This is a genomic window from Corallococcus praedator (assembly GCF_003612125.1).
Classification (GTDB): domain Bacteria; phylum Myxococcota; class Myxococcia; order Myxococcales; family Myxococcaceae; genus Corallococcus; species Corallococcus praedator.
In genome coordinates, this window is sequence record NZ_RAWI01000456.1 from 1 (window position 1) to 6,865 (window position 6,865).

Below are 6,865 nucleotides of genomic sequence, written 5' to 3' on the forward strand. Positions count from 1 at the left end.
GCGTGGGCGTGGCCGGCAGCGGCGCCGACAGCCGGCGCGGCGGCGGGGTGACGCGGGCGGTGACCAGCGGCTGCGGTGGGGGCAGCGGCGCGAAGGTGCGCTCCTCCGGACGAGGCTTGCGGAACGCCTGCAGCTCCGGCGGGCCCTCGCGCGTGAGCCCCGGCGGACAGCGGTCCACCTCCACCGTGCCCAGGAAGAGCAGGCCCCCCGGCGTCAGGCTGCGCGCCAGATGCCCGATGGCCGCGTCGCGCGCGGACGGCGAGAAGTACGTGAGCACGTTGCGGCAGAGGATGAAGTCGAACAGGCCGAAGCGCTCCGGCAGCGGCGCCAGCAGGTTCGCGGGCGCGAAGCGGGTGACCTTGCGCACCTCCGGGACGATGGACACCTGACGCCCGCCGTGGGGCTCGTAGACGGTGTGCAGCGCGGGCGCGGACTCGCGGCGGGACCACGCGCCGTAGGTGCCGCGCCGGGCGGCCTCCAGGCTGGCCTCGTGCAGGTCGGTGCCCACCACCTCCACCGGCATCCCCGGGGGTGCGCACGCCAGCAGGCACGCGGCCAGCGAGTACGCCTCCTCGCCGGTGGCGCACCCCGCGCTCCAGCCGCGCAGGTGCATGGCGCCGTGGCGCAGCGCGGACGGCACGCCCTCCGAGGCGATGAAGCGGAAGTGCTCCGGCTGGCGGAAGAAGTACGTCTCCCCCACCAGCACCGCGCGCACCAGCGTGTAGGCCAAGGGAGAGCCCAGCTGCTGCAGTTCGCTCAGGACCTCCGTGGGCACGCGGCCCCGGGCCAGCTCCGCGCGCAGCACGCGTTCCACCGCCTCCTGGGCGATGGCGTCTTCACGAAAGCCGGTGGTGTCCGCCACCACTTCCCGGGCTCGGGCCAGCAGCCGGGGATCGAGCCCTGCACTCATGCGCTCCGCTCTTCCTCCACCGGCGCGAGCAGCGCGGGCAGGTCGCGCAGGAGTCCCCGCGCGATGAACACCTTCGGATCCAGGATGGGCAGCGCGCGGCCACCCGTGCGCAGCATGCCCAAGAGCCCCTCTTGCAGCAGGCCGTGCTCGGCGCCGCCTACCTTCTCGCGCCGGTCGATGTCGGTCGCCTGGAACTCCTCCGGATCCTTCACCGTGTCCACGGTGAGCGCCAGCGACACGCCTTCGGTCTCGATGACCACCAGCATCCGCTCCGCGATGGCCACCTGGTGCTTCACGCCCAGCCGCAGCGCCACGTCCAGCACGCACACCGCGTGGCCACGCAGCTCCACGTACTCGCGCAGGTAGGACGGCCCGGTGGGCAGGGGCCGCGTCGCCGGCTGCAACAGGACCTCCTTCACGGAGTCCAGCGGCACGGCGAACTCGCGCTCGCCCACCGACAGGCGAAGCACGAGCATCGCGCCCGAGCGCGAACGGCGCCGCGCGGCCTCCAGGGCCTCGCCCACGAGGTTGAGCAGCTCGTCCGCGCGGAAGGGCTTGGGCAGGAACGCTTCCGCGCCCAGGCCCAGGCACGCCTCCGCGCGCTGCTTCTCCGACGAGATGATGATGACCGGGATGTCCGTCGTGGCGACATCCGCCTTCATCTTCTGGAGCACCTCGTCCCCGTCCATCTCCGGCATGGACAGGTCCAGCAGCACCGCCGCCGGGCGCAGCCGGCCCACCTTCTCCAGCGCCTCACGCCCGTTGCTGGCCGTGTGGATGGTGTAGTGCCCGGAGAGGATGGCCCGCTCCAGCGCCAGGATGGCGTCGCTGTCGTCGACCAGCAGGAGGGACGGCAGGCTCACGGCATCACACCCTGTTCAGGAACTGACGCACCGTCTTGGTCAGCTCGTCGTGCGATACGGGTTTCTGGATGAACGCGTTGGCGCCCGCCTCCGTGCCGCGCTGGCGCAGGTCCTCGCCCTTCTCCGCCGTCAGCAGGATGACCGGCACGCTCTTCACCTGCGCCTGGGCGCTGGCGCGCACCTCCTTCACGAAGGTGATGCCGTCCATGTTCGGCATGTTGATGTCGGCGATCACCACGCTCACCGGCACCAGCCTCAACAGCTGGAGCGCGCGCGCGGCGTCCTCCGCCTCCACGATGCTGACCTTGAGGTTCATCAGGTAGATCTTGAGGATGTTGCGGACGGTCGGGCTGTCGTCCACCAGCAAGACGTTGGTACTCACTGTGCCACGGCTCCTCGCACAGGCTCCGCGAAGTGCGGAGAGGTCTGCGCTGCATGGGTGATCCTACCGTGAGCGCTTCCGTGGGCGGAAGCGGGGGGCCCCCGACCGCCGGGATGCCGGGCAGGCAAAGGGTGGTTTCTTCCGACAAGGTTGGGAGGAATCAACCCTCCTTGGGCGTAGGGGTCGCCAGGACCCCTTCGGCCCCTTCCACCGTGTCCACCGGCGGCGCGCCCACCGAGTGATAACCGCCGTCCACGTGGACCATTTCGCCCGTCGTGCTCGGCATCCAATCCGACAGCATGGCGCACGCCGTCCTGGCCACATGATCGTGGCTGTCCTTGTCGCTCCAGCCCAGCGGCGCCTGCTTGCCCCAGTACTGCGCCAGGGCCTTGAAACCCGGAATCCCCTTCGCGGCGATGGTGGCCAGGGGGCCGGCCGCCAGCGCGTTGACGCGGATCCCCTTGGGGCCCAGGTCGCGCGCCAGGTAGCGCACCGTGGCCTCCATGGCCGCCTTGCACACGCCCATCCAGTCGTAGATGGGCCACGCCTGCCGGTTGTCGAAGTCCAGCGCGACGATGGCGCTGCCCGGCGGCATCAGCGGCGCGCACGCCATGGCCAGCTCCTTCACGGAGAAGGCGGAGACGCGGAACGCGGTCTGCACGCTCTCCCAGGGGGTGTTGAGGAAGTTGCCGCCCAGCGCGTCCTCGGGCGCGTACGCGATGGCGTGCAGCACGCCGTCCACGCGGCCCCACTTCTGGCGCAGCGCCTCCGTCAGGGCCGGGAAGTGCTCCGGGTTCGTCACGTCCAGCTCCAGCACCTCCGTGCCGGGCTTGAGCCGCTTCGCGCTGCGCTCCGTGAGCGACTTCGCCCGGCCAAAGCCGGTGAGGATGATTTCCGCCCCCTGCGCCAGCGCGTGTTCGGCGATGCCGAAGGCCAGCGACTGGGGGGTGAGCACGCCGGTGATGAGCAGCTTCTTGCCCTGGAGGAGCATGTCGGTACGTTCTCGCGAGAGAAGAGGAGAGGAGGGGGCGCGTGCTTAGCACTCCTTGGCCTCCGGGAGGGGGCCCCGGCCCCGATTCCCGTCCAACGCCGGATGGCCCCCCGGACGGCATGAGGCGCCCGGGTGTAGGTCCATTCAGCACGCCGGCCGCCCCCGGCCTTCTTTTGACCTCCTCCCAGCAGCGGGAATCCGGCGCTTGGTGAAGCTGGACTCACGTGGCGCATGACCCCATCTGCTCCCCTGGCCGAAGACAGGCGGCCGGGCGCCGGGGAGACTGCAACAAACCTGAGGCGAAAACCCCCCAACGCGTCGCCCTTCCAGTAAAAGACCCCCCGCCATGGCGAATTTCCAGGACAGCTTCCTCTCTGGTGCCAACATCGACTTCATCGAGGGGCTCTACGCGCGCTTCCTTGATGATCCCGGCAGCGTGGACTCGAGTTGGCGCGAGGTATTCGAGCGCAACAACGGCACGGGCCGCCCCATCTTCAACGCGAAGCAGTTGGAGGCCCCCGCGCCCGTCGTCCCCGAGGGCAAGGGCAAGGGCAACGGCAAGGCGAACGGAGCCGCGCAGGCCCCGGCCGCCGTCGCCGCGCCCGCGGCCCCGGTCGCGCCCGCGCAGGACATCGGGTTGCAGTCGAAGGTGGACCAGGCCATCACCGCCTTCCGGCTGCGCGGCCACCTGCGCGCGACGTTGGATCCCCTCGAGCGCCCGCGCCCGCCCCTGGGGCACGTCGCGGACGTGGCGTTGATGGACGAAAACCACTTCAACGCCAAGGAGCTGGAGCAGGCGGTGGAGTGCAACAACGTCTTCCCGCAGCAGCGCGTGCGCCTGTCGGACCTGGTGACGCGGCTGCGCCGCACGTACTCCGGCCACATCGGCGTGGAGTTCATGCAGATGCTCGACAGCGAGCGTCGCCGCTGGCTGATGCAGCGCATGGAGCACAGCGACAACCGCACGGCGTTCACGGTGGAGGAGCAGCGGCACATCCTCACCAAGCTGTCGTACGCGGAGGGCTTCGAGCACTTCCTGCACACGAAGTACGTGGGCGCCAAGCGCTTCAGCCTGGATGGCGGCGAGGCCCTCATCCCCATGCTGGACGCCCTCCTGGAGGTCGCCAGCGGCATGGGCCTGAAGGAGCTGGTCATCGGCATGGCCCACCGCGGCCGCCTCAACGTGCTGACGAACATCCTGGGCAAGAAGCCGGATCAGATCTTCAGCGAGTTCGACGGTCCCAAGGACCCCAAGGCGTACCTGGGCCGGGGCGACGTGAAGTACCACATGGGCTTCTCGTCGGACCACGCCACGCGCTCAGGGAAGAACGTGCACCTGTCGCTGGCCTTCAACCCCAGCCACCTGGAGTGCGTGGGCCCCGTGGTGGAGGGCCGCGTGCGCGCCAAGCAGGACCGGGGCGGAGACACGGACCGCACGGGCGTGATTCCCCTGCTCATCCACGGCGACGCGGCCTTCATCGGGCAGGGCGTGGTCGCGGAGACGCTCAACTTCGCGGGCCTCAAGGGCTACACGACGGGCGGCACGGTCCACGTCGTCATCAACAACCAGGTCGGCTTCACCACCGACCCGTCGGACTCGCGCTCCAGCATCTACGCCACCGCCATCGCGCAGATGTTGGACATCCCGGTGTTCCACGTGAACGGGGATGACCCGGAGGCGTGCGTCCACGTGGCGAAGCTCGCGGCGGAGTACCGCCAGACCTTCAAGAGCGACGTGGTCATCGACCTCATCTGCTACCGCCGCTACGGCCACAACGAGGGCGACGACCCGTCCTTCACCCAGCCGTCGATGTACGAGATCATCCGCAAGCACCCGCCGGTGCGCGCGCTGTACGCGAAGGCGCTGGCGGAGCAGGGCCGCATCCCCGCGGAGGAGTCCGACGCGCTCAAGCAGCGCTGCTACCAGGACTTCGACGCGGCGCTCACCCGCGCCCGCCAGGAGAGCCAGTTCAAGGAGCCCAACGCGCTGGAGGGCCTGTGGAAGCCCTACAAGGGCGGCCTCCTGAAGAACGCGCCCCAGGTGTCCACCGCGGTGGAGAAGGCGACGCTGCGCGACGCGCTCCAGAAGCTGGCCACCGCGCCGGAGGGCTTCCAGGTGCACCGCGACGTGGAGCGCACCGTCCTCAAGAAGCGCCAGGGCATGCTGGAGACGGAGGAGTTGCAGTGGAGCGAGGGCGAGGCGCTGGCCTACGCCACGCTGCTGTCGGAGGGCTACGTCATCCGCCTGTCCGGCCAGGACAGCGAGCGCGGCACCTTCAGCCACCGCCACGCGGTGCTGCACGACGTGCAGACGGGCGAGGAGTTCGTCCCCCTGCGGCAGTTCCCCACCGGCAAGGCGGCGTTCAACGTCTACAACAGCCCGCTGTCGGAGATGGGCGTGCTGGGCTTCGACTACGGCTACAGCCTGGACGTGCCGGACGGCCTCACCATCTGGGAAGCCCAGTTCGGTGACTTCGCCAACGGCGCGCAGATCATCATCGACCAGTTCATCGCGGCGGCGGAGAGCAAGTGGCGCCGGCTGAGCGGCATCACGCTGCTGTTGCCGCACGGCTATGAAGGCCAGGGCCCGGAGCACTCCAGCGCGCGCCTGGAGCGCTTCCTGGACCTGTGCGCCGAGGACAACCTCCAGGTCTGCTACCCCACCACGCCCGCGCAGATCTTCCACCTGCTGCGCCGCCAGGTGCTGCGCCCGGTGCGCAAGCCGCTGGTCATCATGTCGCCCAAGAGCCTGCTGCGCCGCCCGGAAGCCACGAGCCGCATGGACGACCTGGCCAAGGGCGCCTTCCAGGAGATCATCCTGGATGCGAAGGCGGACCCGGCGAAGGTGAAGCGGCTGCTCTTGTGCAGCGGCAAGGTCTACTACGACCTGGCCAAGGCCCGGGACGAGCGCAAGGACGACACCATCGCCATCGTGCGGGTGGAGCAGCTCTACCCGTTCCCGCACGACGAGCTGTCGAACCTGGTGGCGAAGTTGCCCCAGTTGCAGGAGCTGTACTGGGTGCAGGAGGAGCCCCGCAACGCGGGCGCCTGGCACTTCATGTTCCCGCGCCTGCACGACCTGGTCTCCGGCCGCGCGCAGCAGCAGCCGGTGAAGTTGGGTTACATCGGCCGTGCCGAGGCCGCGAGCCCCGCCACCGGCTTCCCCAAGACGCACGATTACGAGCAGCAGCTCATCATCGAAGAAGCCATCCTCCGAGGAACCCAGAATGGCCGTTGAACTGAAAGTCCCGCCCCTCGGTGAGTCCATCACCGAGGCCGTCGTCGGCAAGTGGAACAAGAAGCAGGGCGACAGCGTCGCCGCGGACGAGCCGCTCGTCGTGCTGGAGACCGACAAGGTCACCATCGACGTGCCGTCTCCCGCCGCCGGCAGCATCGCGTCCATCGCCTTCAAGGAGGGCGACAAGGTCCGCGTGGGCGAGGTGCTGGGCACCATCGAGGCCGGAGGCGCCGGTGCCGCCGCCGCGTCTCCCGCCGCCGCCGCCGCCACGCCCGCGCCCGCCCAGGCCGCCGCTCCGGTGCAGTCCGCGCCGGCCGCCGCCGCCAGCGACGCGCGCATCACCCCCACCGCGAAGAAGATGGCGGAGGAGAACCAGGTGGACGTGGGCCAGTTGAAGGGCTCCGGCACCGGTGGCCGCATCGTGAAGGAGGACGTGCTGGGGCAGCTCAACCGCCCGGCCGCGCCCGCCGCCCCCACGCAG

The 6,865-nt window shown here is 70.0% G+C and carries 6 protein-coding genes; 2 read left to right on the plus strand and 4 right to left on the minus strand.

Features of this window, described 5'->3' with window-relative positions; genetic code table 11:
- From D7Y13_RS35890 to fabI, 4 genes are all read right to left on the minus strand, one after another.
- On the minus strand, nucleotides 1–910 hold a 910-nt coding region (locus D7Y13_RS35890), incomplete at its 3' end, for a CheR family methyltransferase (RefSeq protein WP_120630943.1).
- Nucleotides 907–1,773 (minus strand): response regulator, encoded by an 867-nt coding sequence (locus D7Y13_RS35895; RefSeq protein WP_120537793.1) that lies wholly within the window; start codon nucleotides 1,771–1,773, stop codon nucleotides 907–909. The genes D7Y13_RS35890 and D7Y13_RS35895, both read right to left, overlap by 4 nt.
- Before the next feature lie 4 nt (nucleotides 1,774–1,777).
- Entirely contained in the window at nucleotides 1,778–2,155 is a 378-nt protein-coding gene (locus tag D7Y13_RS35900; RefSeq protein ID WP_120537792.1) for a response regulator, read from the minus strand.
- Nucleotides 2,156–2,315: 160 nt separating this feature from the next.
- Entirely contained in the window at nucleotides 2,316–3,146 is an 831-nt protein-coding gene (gene fabI / locus D7Y13_RS35905) for an enoyl-ACP reductase FabI (protein WP_120537791.1), read from the minus strand.
- A gap of 346 nt (nucleotides 3,147–3,492) precedes the next feature.
- On the opposite strand from fabI, the gene D7Y13_RS35910 reads away from it, so the two are divergent.
- Together D7Y13_RS35910 and D7Y13_RS35915 are read left to right on the plus strand one after the other, a co-directional pair.
- On the plus strand, nucleotides 3,493–6,384 hold the full coding sequence (locus D7Y13_RS35910; RefSeq protein WP_120537790.1) for a 2-oxoglutarate dehydrogenase E1 component: 2,892 nt from the start codon (nucleotides 3,493–3,495) through the stop codon (nucleotides 6,382–6,384).
- The coding region (locus D7Y13_RS35915; RefSeq protein ID WP_208734522.1) for a biotin/lipoyl-containing protein at nucleotides 6,374–6,865 on the plus strand (492 nt) is incomplete at its 3' end. The genes D7Y13_RS35910 and D7Y13_RS35915, both read left to right, overlap by 11 nt.